This window comes from Altererythrobacter sp. CAU 1778, from assembly GCF_054482795.1.
This window is the reverse complement of the sequence record NZ_JBTLRP010000001.1, coordinates 183,372-199,122: the sequence shown is the minus strand read 5'-3', so window position 1 is coordinate 199,122 and position 15,751 is coordinate 183,372. Positions and strand designations below refer to the sequence as shown.

Below are 15,751 nucleotides of genomic sequence, written 5' to 3'. Positions count from 1 at the left end.
CTGATCGCATATTGAGGAACGGGCGGGCGGCAAGGCCGTAGGGATATTGCATGCGCTTCGCGCAGAAAGGATTCACTCATGAGCAAAACCGTCCCCCCCACCACCACCGATGCCGGCATCCGGGTTCAGAGCGACGAACATTCGCTGACCGTTGGCCGCGACGGGCCTATCGTGCTCAACGATCACTACCTGATCGAGCAGATGGCCAACTTCAATCGGGAACGGATTCCGGAAAGGCAGCCTCACGCCAAGGGCTCAGGCGCGTTCGGCTATTTCGAGACCACGGCCGACGTTTCCAAATACACCAAGGCCAAGCTGTTCCAGCCGGGTGTGAAGACCGAAACCGCCATGCGCTTCTCGACCGTCGCAGGCGAGCGGGGCAGCCCCGATACGTGGCGCGACCCGCGCGGTTTCTCGGTCAAGTTCTATACCGAGGACGGCAATTTCGACATGGTCGGCAACAACACGCCGATCTTCTTCATCCGCGACCCGCTGAAATTCCAGCACTTCATCCGCAGCCAGAAGCGGCGGGCCGACAACGGCCTGCGCGACCACGACATGATGTGGGATTTCTGGACCCTGTCCCCGGAAAGCGCGCACCAGGTCACGTACCTGATGGGCGACCGCGGCGTGCCGAAGAACTGGCGCGAGATGAACGGCTATTCCAGCCATACCTACATGCTGATCAACGAGGACGGCGAGAAGTTCTGGGTCAAGTTCCACTTCCATACCGACGTCGGCGAGATGAGCGGCAACGCCCACTTCACCCAGGACGAAGCGGTGAAGAAGGCAGGCGAAGACAGCGACTATCATCGCCGCGACCTGTTCGACGCGATCCACAAGGGCGACTATCCCAGCTGGACGCTGAAATGGCAGATCATGCCCTATGACGATGCGGCGACCTATCGCATCAACCCGTTCGATCTTACCAAGACGTGGCCCCATGCCGACTATCCCCTGATCGAGGTCGGCAAGCTGGTTCTCAACGAGAACCCGGTCGACTGGGACACGCAGATCGAACAGCTGGCGTTCGAGCCGAACAACATGGTGCCCGGCATCGGCCTGAGCCCCGACAAGATGTTGCTTGCACGCGGTTTCTCGTATTCCGATGCCCACCGCGCGCGCCTTGGCGTCAATTACAAGCAGATCCCGGTCAATTCGGCCCGCAACGCCGAGGTCAACTCCTACAGCCGCGCCGGACAGGGTCGGACCGTCAATGCCGTCGATCCCGTCTATGCGCCCAACTCCTACGGCGGCCCGGCGGCCCAACCGCAGGTAGGGGGCGAAGCGACCTGGCAGTCGGACGGCGACATGGTGCGACAGGCCTACACCCTGCGCGAGGATGATGACGACGTCAGCCAGCCGCGTGCTCTGATCAACGACGTGATGGACGACGCGCAGCGCGACCGGTTCGTCTCCAACGTCGCCGGGCACCTCGCCGACGGCGTCAGCGAGAAGGTGTTGGTCCGCGCGTTCGATTACTGGAAGGCCGTCGACCAGAAGATCGGCGAACGGATCGAAAAGATGGTCCGTGACAAGATCGGCGGCAAGTCGGAAGCGCCCGGCATGGCCAGCGCCCTCTCCATCAGCGGAGAAGGCCAAGCCATGCGCGAAGCCGCCGAATAAGCTCTTACCCGCGCATCGCCAGCTGTTTCACGCGGCGGTGCGCGGGGGTGGCGACCCCCGGACCACGGGCATTGGCGGCGACCAGCCCAAGCTCGGCCTGCCGCAAACTCTCGTCGGCCGAAACGGCGATCGCCCCCACTCCGGCATTCGCGGTGATGCCGCTCGCATCCTGCCTCTGCACGCGGGCAGCCTTCGTCAGATCCCCCACGATGCGCTCGGCAACGCGCAGTGCTTCGTCCACGCAGCCATCGGGCAGGATCAGACCGAAGGTCTCACCGCCGGTACGACCCACGATATGGCTGCGAGTCACGCGTTCGCGGAGAAACCCTGCTACCGCGCCGAGCAGGCGGTCACCCGCGCTTGCGCCGAAGCGCAGATTGATAGCGCTGAGACCGTTGAGCCTGATCAGCGCGACGGCACCGCCCTCGTCCCGTCGCGCGAGGTGGTTGAGCATCGCGATGAAGGCGCGGCGATTGGCAAAACCCGTCAGCTGATCCGTCACCGCCGCCTGGAACAGACGGTCGCGCAGGCGACGTTCCCGATCGACGCAGCGCAACGCGGCGATTGCGCCGACCAGATTGCGCGCGCCGTCATGCAGCGGGCGCAATTGCAGGACATACCAGCTGGCCGTCCCCTCGACAGTGCGTAACTGCACTTCCGTCCAGGCGCCGCGCAACTGACCTGACAACACGCCGCTGACATGGCGTTCGAGCCGCTCGACGTGGGTCGGAACCGCGAGTTCTGCCAGCTTGGGTCCAATCAGCCGCGCATCGAGCCTGAGCCCGATCTGATCGGTCCCACCGGCTGCGTGCTGGACGAACCCGCGCGGATCGCATCGTAGAAAAATATCGCCGCCAGCTTCCGCCAGCAGGCTGCAAAAGGCTGCCCCCTCCTGCAAGGACAGCCCAGCCCCCTGTAATGTCATGCCCCGCATCCAATTTGCATTCGCCAAAGACGAACAGACGCAACATCGAATGACAACCCGAAGAAAGTTATACTTGTTAGTTAACTGACTTTACTGTGATTCGATAAGTCTTTTATTAACCATCAAGGTCGCTTTGGCGAGTCATTTAAGTGCGGGCAACTCGGTCACAATTCGATGGCGATCTTCACTTTGCCAACGTCGACATTATACGCGTGGGCGATCTGCTCCCGACTGCGTGCGACCAATTCGGCCGCCCCTGCGCCGCGCCGGGGGTTCCGAAGGACGTCGGCGGAGACGCCCAGTTCGCTCGCCAGGGAATCGATGCGGTCGTCCTGCGGGCGTGATTTGCCCTGCTCCCACGCCCAGACCGTCGGCTTGCTGACGCCCAGGCTGTCGCCAAGCTGCTCCAGCGTCAGGCCGCGCTCCCCGCGCAGGCGGCGCAGCATGGCGCCGAAGGATTCGCCGATCGGCCCGCCGTCGTCCGGTTCGAGACCGAGCGCGGTATCGCTGCGGAGCTGCGCGGCGCTCAGCGTGCCTGCGCTCAGCGGTTCGTCGAACTTGCAGCCGTGCAGGCTGCCGCTGACCCATACGACCGTGGCAGAGGTCACCCCGGCCTGCGGCAGGTCGATATCGATGGGATCGCCGACCGCGAGCTCGCTCGCCGTTTCCAGCAACAGCCCGGTGGTCGAGGCGTTGTGCACCTTGACCGCGACCGCGCTGCCTTCAGGCAGGGCGCCGGTGGTTTCGAACCGCAGGACACGGCGCTGGTCGCTTCGACCGGCGGCGTTTTCTTCGAGATGGGCAGTGACTGACAGCGAACCGACTCCTTTTCATTCGGGAGTCGGCTGCGAGAGTTAAGATTGGGTTAGCGCGGGTTTGCCAATGCGCCGAACCGTGCCGGGCGGCTGACGCTTCAGGCCGCTTCGTCCGCCGCGTCGAGGCCGTAGGCCGTATGCAATACGCGCACGGCGAGTTCGGTCTCGTCCTCGTCGATCATCACGCTGACCTTGATCTCGCTGGTGGAGATGGCCTGGATGTTGATGCCGCGATCGGACAGCGCGCGGAACATGGTGGCGGCGACGCCTGCATGGCTCTTCATACCGACGCCGACGACGCTGATCTTGGCGATGTGGCTATCCGTGATGATGCGGTTGAAGCCGATCTCGCCGCGCTTGTCCTCGAGCAGGGCCTGCGCGCGGGCGAGGTCCGCCTGAGGCACGGTGAAGGTCACGTCGGTCTCGCCCTTGTCGCGCCCGACGTTCTGAATGATCATATCGACATTGATGCTGGCGTCGGCCAGCGGGGCGAAGATATGCGCCACCGCGCCGGGCTTGTCCGGCACGCGGGTGAGGATGATCTTCGCTTCGTTCTTGTCGTGGGCGATGCCGGTCACATGCTGGCGTTCCATCTCGCCTGTCTCCACCAATTGGTTCATTTCCTCGTCGCTGACGATCAGCGTGCCGGGGATTTCGTCTGCCGGGGTCGCATCGTCATCGATGAAGCTGGAGAGCACCTGCACGCGCACCCCTTCCTTCATCGCGAGGCCGACGCTGCGGGTCTGGAGCACCTTGGCTCCGACGCTCGCCAGTTCGAGCATTTCCTCGTAGGTCACCGCCTTCAGCTTGCGCGCTTTGGCGACGATCCGCGGGTCGGTGGTGTAGACGCCGTCGACGTCGGTATAGATGTCGCAGCGGTCGGCCTTGACCGCCGCCGCGACCGCCACCGCCGAAGTATCCGATCCGCCGCGGCCCAGGGTCGTGATGCGTCCCTTGTCAGACACGCCCTGGAAGCCGGGGATGACCGCGATCTCGCCCGCTTCCATCGCCGCGATCATGTCCGGCGCATCGATCGTCGCGACGCGCGCCTTTGCGTGGGCTTCCACCGTCTGGACGGGCATCTGCCAGCCGAGCCAGCTGCGCGCCTTGCAGCCCATCGCCTGCAAAGTGAGCGCGAGCAGGCCGCTCGTCACCTGTTCGCCGCTTGCGACCACGACATCGTATTCGGCCGGATCGTAGAGCGGATTCGCCTCCCGGCAGAAGTTGACAAGCCGGTCGGTCTCGCCCGCCATGGCGCTGACCACCACGGCGACCTCGTGCCCTGCGGCCTGCTGGCGACGCACGATACTGGCCACCCGGCGGATACGTTCCGTCCCGGCCATGCTGGTGCCGCCGAATTTCATCACGATACGGGCCAAATCCGTGGGCCTCCGTGCTGGAATGCTGGTGGTGAGGCTGCTAGCCAGAGCGAATGAGCGATGCAACACGCGTGACACCAAGCAAAACTTCGCCCGCTGCAACGATCCGCCCGCACGAGGCGGCGCATTTCGGCGCGCTGGCCAGGGAATGGTGGGACCCGAAGGGCTCCTCCGCCATGCTCCACCGGCTCAATCCGGTGCGGCTCGGCTTCGTGCGCGAGGCGATCGACCTGCACTGGGCGGGCGATATTGACAATGTACGCCCGCTGGCGGGCAAGAGCGCGCTCGACGTCGGCTGCGGGGCCGGGCTGCTGTGCGAACCACTGGCACGGCTCGGCGCCGAGGTGACGGGCGTGGATGCCTCGCCCGAGAATATAACGGCGGCTGCGACTCACGCGGCGGGGAGCGGGCTGGCAATCGACTACCGGGCGGGAGAGCTCGGCGAGATCGGCCTCGGCCAGTTCGACCTCGTCACAAGCATGGAGGTGATCGAGCACGTCGCCGACAAGCCCGCCTTCGTCGCCGCGCTGGCGCAGCGCCTTGCGCCCGGCGGGCTGATGGTCCTGTCCACTCCCAACCGTACGCCGCAGTCGAAGCTGCTGCTGGTCGAGGGGGCCGAACTGCTCGGCATGATCCCGCGCGGGACGCATAACTGGTCCGATTTCGTTACGCCGGAGGAACTGGAAGTGCTGCTTGCCGCACAAGGGCTTGCGATGGGCGAGCCACGCGGCATCGCGTTCTCGCCCGGCAAGGGGCTGCATCTGTCTGGCGACCTTTCGCTCAACTACATCGTCACCGCGCACCGGCGCGCCTAGTCGTTGGCCTGCTCGCTCTCCGGCACATCGTCGTCGGGGCCGTAATACAACCGCGCGCATTCGGCCGCGAGAATGCCGCCCACCAGTTCGAGGTCGTCCTTGTATGCGTCGGCCACGAAATCGAGCGTCGAGAGGTGGCGATCCTCGAAATACATCTCGTGTACGTCGTCGCGCCCAGCACCGTAGACGATGCGTGATACACCCGCCCAGATGCTGGCAAAGGTGCACATGCCGCAGGGTTGCAAGGTCGAATAGAGCGTCGCGCCCTTGATCCGCATGTCGCCCACCGCTTCGCCGCCAGCGCGCAAGGTGACGATCTCCGCGTGGGCGGTCGCATCGCAGCATTCGGCCGTGCGGTTCACGCCGCGCGCGACCTCCCGGCCGTCGCGCACTAGGACCGCGGCGATCGGCGTGTCGGCCGGATCGGTGCCCTTTTGCGCCACCGCATGATCGTGGGCGGCACGCATCCAGTCCTCGTCGGATCGTTCAGGCGCATGGTCAGGCAAGCGCATTTTCCCATTCGCTTTGAGTGAAGCCGACGAGCACGCGCTGTGCCTTTTCGACCACCGGGCGCTTGATCATGCTGGGATGCTCTTCCATCAGCGCAAGCGCCTTTGCCCGGTCGATGTCTTCCTTGTCCGCTTCGTCGAGTTTGCGGAAGGTCGTGCCCCGGCGGTTCAGCAGCACTTCCCAGCCCACCGCATCGGCCCAGCGGGACAGCGCCTCTCCGTCCACGCCTTCCTTCTTGTAGTCGTGAAATTCGTAAGCGATGCCCTGCGTGTCGAGCCACTTTCGCGCCTTCTTCACGGTGTCGCAATTCGGGATGCCATAGAGGTCGATCAAGGCGCGTTCCTTCGGGTCGGTCGTGTTGGATGGAACACATGGAACTGTGTTCTGACAGGCAAAACTCCGGAGTGTCTCGCCGTGTTCCGGAGCAGGCGATAGCCTTCCCACCGGAAACCCAGGAGAGCCGGCTAGGATAGGTGCGCGTCGGCGATTGCCACGGCCAGCGCGTCCGCCGCATCGGCCCCGGCTATGGCGGCACCGGGCAGGAGAACTTTCAGCATCGCCTGCACTTGCTGCTTCTCTGCCGCGCCGCTGCCGACCACCGCCTTCTTCACCAGCCGCGCCGCGTGTTCGCTGACACTCAGCGAGCCGCGGCCGCAGGCGGCCAGCACGGCACCGCGCGCCTGAGCCAGCTTCAGCGTCGATTGCGGGTTCTTGTTGACGAATACTTCCTCGCACGCGGCGCGGTCGGGCGCATATTGCCCGATCACTGCGAAGATCGCGTCGTGGAGATGGTGCAGCCGCTCTGCCGGGGGAGCCTTGGCGTCGGTCTTGACCTGCCCGTTCGCGACATGGGCGATGCGGCTTCCCTCCGCACGGATCACGCCCCAGCCGGTACAGCTGAGCGAGGGGTCGAGACCGAGGATCAGCATGGCTGCATCAGGCCGCAGCGTTCACAGCCGCAGGCCGAGGCGCGGCCCGAACTGCAACATGGCAAAATACAGCGCCACCGTGAGCGCGCAGCCCGCCGCCAGCGACAGCCAGAAGCCCGCGCCATGCCGCAGCAGGACCGGGATCAGCAGGAACATCGGCAGGCTCGGCAGGACGAACCAGAAGGTCGACTGCGCGTGGACCGCCATGTTCTCCGCATCCGGTCGGGCATGCCACAGGAAGACCATGCCGAGGATGGAGACGAGCGGAAGGCTCGCCACCAGCGCGGCGAAGGTCGGCATCCGCCGCCCGATTTCCGCAATGGCCGCGATCATCGCGCCGGCAAGCAGCGCCTTCGCGACCAGGCTCCACATCAGTCGAGCTTCGCCATCACGTCGTCGGGAATTTCGTAATTGCCCCACACGGTCTGCACGTCGTCATCGTCATCGAGCATATCGACCAGCTTGAGCAGCGTGCCCGCGCCCTTTTCGCCGAGTTCGACGGTGATGTTCGGCTTCCACGCCAGCTTCACGTTCTCCGCTTCGCCGAGCGATTTTTCGAGCGCTTCGGCAACTGCGTGCAGGTCTTCCGCCGCGGTCCAGATGGTGTGGCCGTCCTCGCTGCTCTCGATGTCTTCCGCGCCCGCTTCCATCGCGGCTTCGAGGACTTTTTCCTCGTCGCCCGCGCTGGCCGGATATTCGATCAGGCCGAGCCGTTCGAAACCGTGCTGCACGCTGCCCTCGGTGCCGAGATTGCCGCCGTTCTTGGAGAACGCGGTGCGCACGGCGGTGGCGGTGCGGTTGCGATTGTCGGTCAGCGCTTCGACGATCAGCGCAACACCGTCGGGGCCGTAGCCTTCGTAGCGCACTTCCTCGTAATTCTCGCCATCTGCGGCGTTCGCCTTGTCGATCGCGCGCTGGATGTTGTCCTTGGGCATCGACTGCGCCTTGGCCGTGTTGACCGCCAGGCGCAGGCGCGGGTTCATGTCAGGATCGGGCGTGCCCATTTTCGCCGCCACGGTGATTTCGCGGCTGAGTTTGGAAAACAGGTTGGAGCGCTTCTTATCCTGCGCGCCCTTGCGATGCATGATGTTCTTGAATTTGGAATGGCCTGCCATGGCTGCAAATCTGTCCGCTGGAAATGGAGGGAATGTCTGCGCTGCGCCCTAGCCCAGCACGCCGCTCCGGGCAATATCGTCGGGAAACGGACTCAGGCAGCGGGCTCGGAAACCGGCATCGTCTCGCGCAGGAAATCCACCACCGCCCCGTTGAAGGCATCGTTGCGGTCGCCCGCGACCATGTGGCCCGCCTGCGCGATGTCGGCGATGCGCGCCTGCGGCACCTGCGCGCTGAACGCATCGACACCCGCCTGCGAAACCATGTCGCTTAGCATTCCGCGCACGACCATCACGGCGATGCCCGGACTGGCGGCCAAGGTGTTCGTCGCCTCGTCGAGCGATTTGCGGAAGTCGCGAGGATCCTCGATCCCGAACTGCGCCGGATCCCAGTGCCAGTAGAGCCGGCCGTCGTCCTTCAGCCGCAGGTTCTTCATCAGCCCGCTGGGGTCCTTCGGGCGCGGGCGTTCCGGATAGTAGGCCGCAACCGCATCCACCGCTTCCTCGAGCGAGGCGAAACCATCGTGATGCGAATTCATGAAGCCGACGATGCGCTGCACGCCCGCCTTCTCCAGCCGCGGCACGACATCGACCAGCACCAGCGCCGCGGGCGTCAGGCCGAGGCCGATGCCCTGGATAGCGGTCAGCCCGCCCATGGACGCGCCGACCAGCGCGTAGGGTCCGTCGTGCCCGGCGATAACCGCACGGATATCCGACACGCGCGATGCCGGGTCGTAGGCCTTGCTGGCCGACCAGTCGCTTTCCCCATGGCCGCGCGCGTCGAGATTGACGACGCGATACCCGGCTTGCGCCAGCGAGGTGAGCGCCTTCGCCCAGCTGTGCCGGGTCTGTCCGCCGCCGTGCATCAGCAACACCAGCGGCGCACCTTCCGGCCCGCCGGCGTCGCCGACCAGCGTCAGCCCGTCATCGGTTCGAAAGGTGGTGCGGGCGAAGACCGTCATGGGGGAAGCGCCCCGCGTCAAACCATGCCGAGCGCGGTCTTGTAGGTGTCGAGCACCATTTCCTGTTCGCTGCGGTCGTCGGGCTTCATTTTGCGCAGGCGCACGATCTGGCGCATGATCTTGGGATCGTAACCGACTGCCTTGGCTTCCGCATAGACGTCGCGGATATCGTCGGAGGTGCCCTTCTTCTCTTCTTCCAGACGCTCGACCCGCTCGATCAGCAGGCGCAGGCGGTCGTCGGTGGCATTTGCATCGGTATCGGCCATGAGTGTGTGAATCGCTTTCTGTCTCGTGTCAGGGGGGAATCAGTGGCCGCGCGATAGAGGCTCGCAGCCGCGCGGTGAACCCGCCTCTTCCCTAATCCACGCGGTTTTTCGCGACGCTCGCTTCCATCGCCGCGATCTGTGCCTCCGTCGCGGGGGACTGGCGCGTGGCCTTCCATTCCTCTTGCGGCATTGCGTGGATCAGTTCGCGCGCCTGTGCCTTGTCGCCGTCATATCCGGCATCGCGAATCCAGTCGGCGAGGCAGTTGCGGCAGAACCCGGCCAGACCCATCAGCTCGATGTTCTGTGCATCGTGCCGATGGCGCAAATGGCGCACCAGACGGCGAAAGGCGGCGGCGGCCACGGCATCGTCCAGCGTGTCGAGCGGGTCGGGTGAATTCGTATCCATTGCAGGTCGGTCCTTGCTGTCGCGGGTTTAGCGGGTTGTCTTGCCGGTGCCCTGTGGCATAGCCGCTGGCCATGGCAAAGCTCGACCCCCGCGGCCGCAAGGTCAAGATCCTCGCAACCGTCGGCCCGGCGAGCCGCGATCCCGACATGCTGCGTCGCCTGGTCAAGGCGGGGGCCGACGCCTTCCGCCTCAACATGAGCCACGGCGCGCATTCCGACCACGCGGAAAGCTTCAGGGCGATCCGCGCGCTGGAAAAGGAATTCGCCCACCCCATCACGATCCTGTGCGACCTGCAGGGGCCCAAGCTTCGCGTCGGTACCTTCAAGGACGGGCAGGCGGTGATCCGCCACTCCGGCCATTTCACGCTGGATACCAATCCCGAACCGGGCGACGAGAACCGCGTCCACCTGCCGCACCCGGAACTGTTTGGCATCCTCCAGAAGGGCCAGCGGCTGCTGATCAACGACGGCAAGATCCGCCTCAAGGTCATCCGCGCAGAGAAGGACGCGATCCTGTGTTCGGCGGAAGTCGGCGGGGTGATCTCGGATCGCAAGGGCGTCAACGTTCCCGATGCCGAAGTGCCGATACCCGCGCTGACCGAAAAGGATCGCAGGGATCTCGCCTTCGCGGTCGAACAGGGCGCCGACTGGATCGGCCTCAGCTTCGTCCAGCGTCCCGAAGATCTGGCGGAGGCGCGCAAGTTGATGGGCGGCTACGGCTCGCTCTGCGCGAAGATCGAGAAGCCGTCCGCGGTCAAGCGGCTGGACGAACTGCTCGAACTATCCGACGCCGTGATGGTCGCGCGCGGCGATCTGGGCGTGGAGCTGAACCCCGAAGAAGTGCCGCCGCTGCAGAAACGCATCGTCAACGCTGCCCGCACGGTGGGCAAGCCGGTGATCGTCGCGACGCAGATGCTGGAAAGCATGATCGAAAGCCCGGCCCCGACACGCGCGGAAGTCTCCGACGTTGCGAATGCGGTTTACGACGGGGCCGACGCGGTGATGCTGAGCGCGGAAACGGCGGCAGGGCAATGGCCCGAAGAAGCGGTCACCATCATGGACCGCATCGCGACGCAGGTTGAGCGCGATGAAAGCTACCTCGCCCGCGTCCGCTTCCTCGACACGCCGCCCGATCCGACCACTGCCGATGCGCTGAGCCATGCCTGCATGACCATCGCCGACACCGTCCCGATCAAGGCCGTGGTGGTGTTCACCGGATCGGGTTCGACCGCGCGCCGCGTCGCGCGCGAACGGCCCAGCGTGCCGATGCTGGTGCTGACCCCGAGCATGCGGACCGCGCGGCGGCTCGGCCTGCTGTGGGGCGCGCACGCGGTTGCCACGAAGGACATCGGCAGCTTCGAAGAGATGATCGCCAAGGGCAAGCGCATGGCGCTGCGTCACGGCTTCGGTTCCGCAGGGGCCAAGGTGATCGCGCTTGCCGGCGTCCCCTTCGGCACACCGGGATCGACCAATCTCCTCCACGTCGTCTCGATCAGCGGCAAGGAACTCGAAGGCCGTGAGGACTGACGCTCAACCCGCCCTGGTCAGCTCGTTCAGGGTAAGCTTGGTCTGCGCGATATTGGCCGCGGCGCTGGCCAGAAGGTCTATCGACTGATCCATGATCATGTTCTGGTCGCGCATGAAGCGGCCGACCCGCGTATGCGCCTTGGCAAGATCCTCGTCATACTCCGCCAGCTGTTCGGGAGCGCGCGCCGTGGCGTCGAATTGCGAGGCGAAAATGTAACGCGTCTTCCCATCCTCCCCCGCGATCTGCGAGAGGTAGACGAGATTGACGAAGGGTGATCCGTCCTTGCGGAAATTGACCAGCGAGCAACGCAGTTGCCGCTTGCTGGTTTCGCCGGTGATGAAGCGGCGCATCCGGAAGCGCGCGTCCTGACTGCGCAGGTCCTGCTGCAGAAAACGGCAATTCTGGCCGATGATCTCTTCCGCGGCGTAACCCGACAGGTCGCAGAAGCGCTGATTGACGTAGATCAGCGGCTGATCCTCGATCGCGCAGCTGGAGATCGTCAGCGCGATGCGCGCCTGGTCCATGTATCGGGCCAGCTCGGTCGCGGCGAATGCGTCAGCTTCCCTGATGGTCCGTTCCTCTGACCAGTCCGATCATGCAGAAGTATGCGCCTGCTGCACTCCGGCGAGCAAGGCGGCTTCGAGATCGGAGCTGGGGCATGGCTTGCTGCAATAATAGACCGGCGTGTCTTCCGGCTGCGGCTGCCATTCGTTGTCGTCCATGTGCCCCGAATGGAACACGATCGGGATGTTGTGGCCTGCCAGCTTCTCCGCGACGGCGATGCTGCTGCCGTCCTCCAGCCGCAGGTCGAGAATGGCGAGATCGGGCAGCCCTTCGTCGAGCGCGGCTATGCATTGCGCGACGCGGGCGAACGGACCGACCACTTCGCCGCCCAGATCTTCCACGATGTCGCACAGGTTCATGGCCACGATCGCCTCATCTTCGGCGATCAGCACTTTTCGCTGGGCTAGTTCGGCTGGACACCCACCGGTTCCAGATCCAGGTCTATCGTTGCGGTCCATCCCTGCCCGGTCTCCGGATATTCGATCTTTGCGCCTAGCTGCTGCGCGGAATAGCTTACGAGACGAGTTCCGAAGCCTCCGCTGCCGTCGCCTTCAGGCGCGGCGGAGGTGCCGGTTTCCGTCCACGCAATTCGAACGCCGTTGCCTGTCACCCGGTTCCACGAAATTAACAAATGTCCATCGTCCTGGCCGAGCGCGCCGTACTTGACGGAGTTGGTCGTCCACTCGTGCAGGATCAGGGCCAGCGGCGTGATCGCTTCGATCGGAACTGCCACCGAAGGCCCTTCGATCGCGATGGCACCGCTGTTCAGATGCGCTTCGAGCGACCCGCGCACGAGGCCCTCCAGATCGACTTCCTGGTCGCCGGGCTGCTGGCTGAGCGAGTGCGCGCGACCCAGCGCACGGATGCGGTGGCTGACTTCGTCGGCAAGCTGACGCGGCGTATCGGACGTGCGGGCGGCACCCGACACGAGGCTGGAAATCACTGCAAAAAGGTTCTTCACCCGGTGGTTCATTTCGCGCAGCAGGAACTCGCGCTGTTCGGCAAGCTGCGCTTCGGGGCTGACGTCGTAAGTGACGCCGATCAGCCTCTTTTTGCCGCGCTCGTTCCCATCCTCGACCAGCCGGCCCAGGCCGCGCAGGTGGCGGGTCTTCCCGTCGGACAGGCAGATGCGGAAGCTGGCCTCGTAATCGCTCTCGCCAGCGATGGCGCGGCGCAGCGACGCCTCGACCCGTGAACGATCGTCAGGATGCACACGTTCGAGCAGCCGCTCGATATCGTGGGTTTGCTCCCCTTCCAGGCCCATCAGCTCCAGCTCCGTCGCGTCGAGCACGGTCACCCCGGTCTTGATGTGGTATTCCCACACCCCGATCCGCGCGACGCGAACGGCCAATTCGAGCCGACGCCGTTCCGATTCGAGTTCGGACTGCATCGCCAGCGCGTCGGAGATATCGGTGAAGACCAGCGTCGCCCCTTCGACGGTTCCGTCCTTCAGGCGGTACGGCAGGACCCGTAGCGACCAGTGCTGGCTGCCGTCGCGAGAGGTAACGGTGCGCGCCGAAACATCGCTGCCGGTCATGGCGCTGCGAACTTCGTCCATGATGTGATCGTCGTCGATCCGGCTCGACACTTCCGTCAGCGCCCGCCCCCTGTCCGACGGCTTGAGCGGATAGATTTCCGTCGCGGCGTCGGTGTAACTGCGAACCCGAAGGTCGCCATCGACCACGATTACCGCAAGCTGCGTGGAGCCGAGGAAGTTCCGCATGTCGGAATTGGCGACGGTCAGTTCGTCAACCTTCGATTTCAGCTCGTCGTTGACCGTGGAAAGCTCCTCGTTGGTGGACTGGAGCTCCTCGTTCATCGACATCATTTCTTCGTTGGAGCTTTTCAGCTCCTCGTTCGCGGTTTCCAGTTCCTCGACTGCGGAACGCAGCCGGTAACGGGTCAGCCGCAGCTCATCCTCCAGCTGCTGCACGGTGGAATCGCTCGGGCCGAGATCGATCAGGTCCTCGTCGTTCCCCGGCTCAAACGGGGCGGCGTCACGGAACACCAGCAGCAGCGTGCCATCCGGCAACGGATCGGCGATCACGTCGACCTTCTGGCTGCCGAACTCGGCCTGGACGGACACGTCGCGGCTGATCACGCGCTGCCGCGTTTCCACCGCCTGTCGCATCAGCGACGACAGCTTTTCGCGCAGGCCCTGACGCGCGATGGTCGGCGCGTAGATGCGCCGCGCGCCGGGATTGGGAAATTCGAAATACTTCGAGAGACGCCCGCTGGACGAGAGGATTTCGCCGGCCTCGTCCACCGTCATGCTGGCCGGCGCATAGCGTTCGATGATCCGGCGGACGGGAAGGTCCTCGTCCCAGTCGGGCTGCCTTTCGCGCGGAACGCGAGCCGGGCGGGCCCGGTTTGGTGCAGGCGCATCGATGCTGGCCGGCAGGTCGATCGGATAGACAGATCGGCCATCGGTGCGCTGGAACAGCCGCGCCTTCTGGTCGACCGGCTCGAACATGTCCTCGTGGCGCCCGATGCTCTCCGACGGGCCGAGCAGAAGGTAACCGCCCGGACGGATGGCGTAATGCAGGATCGGGAAGACCTGCTTCTGCAAGCGGTCGCCGAAGTAGATCAGCAGGTTGCGGCAGGAGACGAGATCGACCTTCGAAAAGGGCGGATCCTTCACCAGGCTGTGCGAGGAGAAGCGGATCATGTCGCGCACCTTGGGCGATATCTCGAAACGCCCGTCGTGGCCCACGGTGTAGTGCTCGCGCAGATTGCTTGGAATGTCGGCCAGCGCCGCATTGGGGTAGCTGCCGGCCCGCGCGATATCGAGCATCCGTTCGTCGATGTCGGTGGCGAAAATCTGCACGATGGGGCGGAATTGCCGGCCGCGCATCGCCTCGGCAAAAAGGATCGCGATGCTGTAGGCTTCCTCGCCGCTCGAGCAGCCTGGCACCCAGATGCGCAGCTCGCGCGACGGAGTCGCCTTTTCCACCAGCGGTTCGATCACCTTTTCGCGCAGCGTCTCGAAGAATTCGGGGTCGCGGAAGAAGCGGGTGACGTTGATCAGCAGGTCGCGGAACAGCGCCTCGCACTCGTCCTCGTCGCTGCGGATCCGGGCGAGATATTCGTCGGGCTTCTGGATCTCCAGCACCTGCATCCGCCGCTCGATCCGGCGCACGAGCGTAGACCGCTTGTACCCGGCGAAATCGTGACCGATCGCCTTTTTCAGCGTGTCGCACATCTCGTCGATATGAGTGCTGACAACCTCTGCCGCCTTCTCGCGGGAATCGCTTTCCTGCCGCCGGTCGAAGAAGCGCTGCAGCGTGTCGACGATCTCTTCGGGCGGCTTGACGAAATCGACGAGTCCCGTGCCGACCGCTGAGACCGGCATCCCGTCGTACCGCGCGGTGTCGGGTTCCTGCACCACGCACAGCCCGCCGTGTTCCTTGATCGCGCGCAGCCCGATGGTGCCGTCCGCGCCGGTGCCCGACAGGATAACGCAGGCCGCGCATTCGTGCCGGTCGAGCGCAAGGGATTCGAGGAAATCGTCGATCGGCCGGCGCAGGCCGCGCGGCTGTTCGAACTCCTCAAGCTCCAGCACGCCGTTCGCGATGCCCAGCCGGAACCCCGGCGGGATGATATAGATCTGCCCCGGATCGACCCGCTCCCCGCCCGCGATCTGGCGCACGGGCAGCTTGCACGCACGCGTCATCAGTTCGGCCAGCATGCTTTCGTGGTTCGGGTCCAGGTGCTGGACGATCACGAAGGACATGCCGACGTCCGGCGTCACTTCCGAAAGCATCTGGCGCAAGGCTTCCAACCCGCCAGCGGAGGCGCCGACACCGACGATGGGAAGCTGGGCTGTCATGGGATCAAGTCTCTCGATATCACGCTAGTCCTAATGCCAGGCATCGTGGTGCACAATGCCATCTATGTTAGGCAAAACAACGCGGC

General features: G+C 64.8%; 17 protein-coding genes. 3 read left to right on the top strand and 14 right to left on the bottom strand.

The annotated features are described in order from the left end of the window. Positions 1-78: 78 nt before the first annotated feature. On the top strand, positions 79-1,626 hold the full coding sequence (locus tag ACXYN8_RS00915; protein ID WP_458887393.1) for a catalase: 1,548 nt from the start codon (positions 79-81) through the stop codon (positions 1,624-1,626). 4 nt (positions 1,627-1,630) lie between these two features. Here ACXYN8_RS00915 and ACXYN8_RS00910 read toward each other — a convergent pair whose 3' ends face one another. The 3 genes from ACXYN8_RS00910 to ACXYN8_RS00900 all read right to left on the bottom strand — a co-directional run bounded on the left by ACXYN8_RS00910 (position 1,631) and on the right by ACXYN8_RS00900 (position 4,745). Continuing rightward, positions 1,631-2,551 carry a sensor domain-containing diguanylate cyclase gene (locus ACXYN8_RS00910; RefSeq protein WP_458887392.1) on the bottom strand — a complete coding sequence of 307 codons (921 nt, stop codon included), beginning with the start codon at positions 2,549-2,551 and terminating at the stop codon, positions 1,631-1,633. Between the two features lie 164 nt (positions 2,552-2,715). Continuing rightward, complete coding sequence (locus ACXYN8_RS00905; RefSeq protein ID WP_458888875.1) at positions 2,716-3,306, bottom strand: helix-turn-helix domain-containing protein; 591 nt, start codon at positions 3,304-3,306, stop codon at positions 2,716-2,718. Between the two features lie 158 nt (positions 3,307-3,464). Continuing rightward, the gene (locus ACXYN8_RS00900) at positions 3,465-4,745 is read right to left on the bottom strand and encodes an aspartate kinase (RefSeq protein ID WP_458887391.1); all 1,281 of its coding nucleotides are present in this window, start codon (positions 4,743-4,745) and stop codon (positions 3,465-3,467) included. Positions 4,746-4,798: 53 nt separating this feature from the next. Between ACXYN8_RS00900 and ubiG the strand changes: the two genes are divergently transcribed. Then, entirely contained in the window at positions 4,799-5,560 is a 762-nt protein-coding gene (gene ubiG / locus ACXYN8_RS00895) for a bifunctional 2-polyprenyl-6-hydroxyphenol methylase/3-demethylubiquinol 3-O-methyltransferase UbiG (RefSeq protein ID WP_458887390.1), read from the top strand. Here ubiG and ACXYN8_RS00890 read toward each other — a convergent pair. The 8 genes from ACXYN8_RS00890 to ACXYN8_RS00855 form a co-directional block, all read right to left on the bottom strand. Further along, positions 5,557-6,072, bottom strand: coding sequence for a nucleoside deaminase (locus ACXYN8_RS00890; protein WP_458887389.1), 516 nt, complete (start codon positions 6,070-6,072; stop codon positions 5,557-5,559). The genes ubiG and ACXYN8_RS00890 overlap by 4 nt on opposite strands. After that, a complete protein-coding gene (locus ACXYN8_RS00885; RefSeq protein WP_458887387.1) occupies positions 6,059-6,403 on the bottom strand; it encodes an ArsC family reductase in 345 nt (114 codons plus the stop codon). Before ACXYN8_RS00885 ends, ACXYN8_RS00890 begins: the two co-directional genes overlap by 14 nt. 131 nt (positions 6,404-6,534) lie before the next feature. After that, on the bottom strand, positions 6,535-6,999 hold the full coding sequence (gene ruvC, locus ACXYN8_RS00880; RefSeq protein WP_458887386.1) for a crossover junction endodeoxyribonuclease RuvC: 465 nt from the start codon (positions 6,997-6,999) through the stop codon (positions 6,535-6,537). 21 nt (positions 7,000-7,020) lie between these two features. Then, on the bottom strand, positions 7,021-7,371 hold the full coding sequence (locus ACXYN8_RS00875) for a DUF3147 family protein (protein WP_458887385.1): 351 nt from the start codon (positions 7,369-7,371) through the stop codon (positions 7,021-7,023). Continuing rightward, the gene (locus ACXYN8_RS00870; RefSeq protein WP_458887384.1) at positions 7,371-8,114 is read right to left on the bottom strand and encodes a YebC/PmpR family DNA-binding transcriptional regulator; all 744 of its coding nucleotides are present in this window, start codon (positions 8,112-8,114) and stop codon (positions 7,371-7,373) included. The genes ACXYN8_RS00875 and ACXYN8_RS00870 overlap by 1 nt, the downstream gene beginning before the upstream one ends. A gap of 92 nt (positions 8,115-8,206) precedes the next feature. Then, complete coding sequence (locus ACXYN8_RS00865) at positions 8,207-9,073, bottom strand: alpha/beta fold hydrolase (RefSeq protein ID WP_458887383.1); 867 nt, start codon at positions 9,071-9,073, stop codon at positions 8,207-8,209. 17 nt (positions 9,074-9,090) lie between these two features. Further along, positions 9,091-9,339, bottom strand: a complete 249-nt coding sequence (locus tag ACXYN8_RS00860) for a DUF2312 domain-containing protein (protein ID WP_458887382.1) — start codon at positions 9,337-9,339, stop codon at positions 9,091-9,093. A gap of 91 nt (positions 9,340-9,430) precedes the next feature. Continuing rightward, positions 9,431-9,745 carry a DUF1244 domain-containing protein gene (locus ACXYN8_RS00855; protein ID WP_458887381.1) on the bottom strand — a complete coding sequence of 105 codons (315 nt, stop codon included), beginning with the start codon at positions 9,743-9,745 and terminating at the stop codon, positions 9,431-9,433. A gap of 71 nt (positions 9,746-9,816) precedes the next feature. Between ACXYN8_RS00855 and pyk the strand changes: the two genes are divergently transcribed. Then, positions 9,817-11,271: a pyruvate kinase gene (gene pyk / locus ACXYN8_RS00850; RefSeq protein WP_458887380.1), complete on the top strand. Its 1,455-nt coding sequence runs from the start codon at positions 9,817-9,819 to the stop codon at positions 11,269-11,271. 3 nt (positions 11,272-11,274) lie between these two features. Here the strand turns inward: pyk and ACXYN8_RS00845 are convergent, their stop codons facing one another. From ACXYN8_RS00845 to ACXYN8_RS00835, 3 genes are all read right to left on the bottom strand, one after another. Then, positions 11,275-11,796, bottom strand: a complete 522-nt coding sequence (locus ACXYN8_RS00845) for a PAS domain-containing protein (protein WP_458887379.1) — start codon at positions 11,794-11,796, stop codon at positions 11,275-11,277. Positions 11,797-11,865: 69 nt separating this feature from the next. Next, complete coding sequence (locus ACXYN8_RS00840) at positions 11,866-12,228, bottom strand: response regulator (protein WP_458887378.1); 363 nt, start codon at positions 12,226-12,228, stop codon at positions 11,866-11,868. Positions 12,229-12,239: 11 nt separating this feature from the next. Beyond that, the gene (locus tag ACXYN8_RS00835) at positions 12,240-15,665 is read right to left on the bottom strand and encodes a CheR family methyltransferase (protein ID WP_458887377.1); all 3,426 of its coding nucleotides are present in this window, start codon (positions 15,663-15,665) and stop codon (positions 12,240-12,242) included. Positions 15,666-15,751 lie beyond the last annotated feature (86 nt).

Coding starts and splice junctions, on each gene's coding strand:
- ACXYN8_RS00915 (WP_458887393.1), top strand. CDS start 79: ATGAGCAAAACCGTCCCCCCCACCACCACCGATGCCGGCATCCGGGTT.
- ACXYN8_RS00910 (WP_458887392.1), bottom strand. CDS start 2,551: ATGACATTACAGGGGGCTGGGCTGTCCTTGCAGGAGGGGGCAGCCTTT.
- ubiG (WP_458887390.1), top strand. CDS start 4,799: ATGAGCGATGCAACACGCGTGACACCAAGCAAAACTTCGCCCGCTGCA.
- ACXYN8_RS00890 (WP_458887389.1), bottom strand. CDS start 6,072: ATGCGCTTGCCTGACCATGCGCCTGAACGATCCGACGAGGACTGGATG.
- ruvC (WP_458887386.1), bottom strand. CDS start 6,999: ATGCTGATCCTCGGTCTCGACCCCTCGCTCAGCTGTACCGGCTGGGGC.
- ACXYN8_RS00875 (WP_458887385.1), bottom strand. CDS start 7,371: ATGTGGAGCCTGGTCGCGAAGGCGCTGCTTGCCGGCGCGATGATCGCG.
- ACXYN8_RS00870 (WP_458887384.1), bottom strand. CDS start 8,114: ATGGCAGGCCATTCCAAATTCAAGAACATCATGCATCGCAAGGGCGCG.
- ACXYN8_RS00865 (WP_458887383.1), bottom strand. CDS start 9,073: ATGACGGTCTTCGCCCGCACCACCTTTCGAACCGATGACGGGCTGACG.
- ACXYN8_RS00860 (WP_458887382.1), bottom strand. CDS start 9,339: ATGGCCGATACCGATGCAAATGCCACCGACGACCGCCTGCGCCTGCTG.
- ACXYN8_RS00855 (WP_458887381.1), bottom strand. CDS start 9,745: ATGGATACGAATTCACCCGACCCGCTCGACACGCTGGACGATGCCGTG.
- pyk (WP_458887380.1), top strand. CDS start 9,817: ATGGCAAAGCTCGACCCCCGCGGCCGCAAGGTCAAGATCCTCGCAACC.
- ACXYN8_RS00845 (WP_458887379.1), bottom strand. CDS start 11,796: ATGGACCAGGCGCGCATCGCGCTGACGATCTCCAGCTGCGCGATCGAG.
- ACXYN8_RS00835 (WP_458887377.1), bottom strand. CDS start 15,665: ATGACAGCCCAGCTTCCCATCGTCGGTGTCGGCGCCTCCGCTGGCGGG.